This window comes from Anaerostipes sp. 992a (genome assembly GCF_001940245.1).
Lineage (GTDB): Bacteria > Bacillota > Clostridia > Lachnospirales > Lachnospiraceae > Fimousia.
The window spans coordinates 1-812 of sequence record NZ_MJIG01000009.1; the positions used below are offsets into that span (position 1 = coordinate 1).

The 812-nt window shown below is 38.7% G+C and carries 1 protein-coding gene; it reads right to left on the reverse strand.

Features of this window, described 5'->3' with window-relative positions:
* Positions 1-151 precede the first annotated feature (151 nt).
* Positions 152-812 (reverse strand): type I 3-dehydroquinate dehydratase (gene aroD, locus BHF69_RS13615; protein WP_143249567.1); only part of this gene is annotated, 661 nt, incomplete at its 5' end.

The window sequence follows — 812 nt, forward strand, 5'->3', positions numbered from 1 at the left end:
AAATGTGAGATACAACGAAAAGAAAATCAATTTCAGATTACGCTGTTGTTTCCTTGCGTTGTTCGCAGATAATGTCTGGAAAGAAAAAAGTGATTGCTTGGGAATATTCTCTGGCAATCACTTTTTTTCTCTGAATGATCAGGTTTATGTATTATAAGGAATTATGAATGATGGTCAATACATCATTTAACTGATCAGCACTGATCTGACCTGGAGCAGAAGCAGCTTCTCCAGCACCAAAGGTAAGTGCAGAACCAAAATATTCTCCGCTTAAACGGCTTACACTTCCCCGAGCAGCCATGGACATCGTAATAATTGGCTGAGTAGCAAAGTTTGTAGCCATTTCCTCTGTTGCAGCTAATAAGGTAATAACGTCTTTTTTACATTGAGGCATTACTGCAATCTTAGGGATATCTGCACCCATATCCTGCATTTTTCTTAAACGATATACGATATCTGACTGAGATGGTGTCTGATCAAAGTCATGATTGGATGCGATGATCTTAGCACCTGCTGCATGAATCTTTTCGATCATTTCCGTAACGATCTCATCACCTGTGAAGATTTCTACATCTACGATATCAACATATCCGCTTTGAGCAACAGCAATGTTTAAAGTCTTATAATCTTCATCTGGAAGCTGGAAGTTACCACCTTCTTTGGATGTACGGAATGTGAATAAGAATGGGATTTCACCTAAAAGCTCACGAATTTCTTTTGCAGTTTCGATGACCTTTGCTGTGTCTGTTACATCTTCATACCAGTCTACACGCCATTCCATAACGTCCATAGGGATATTTGTGTATTTTTTT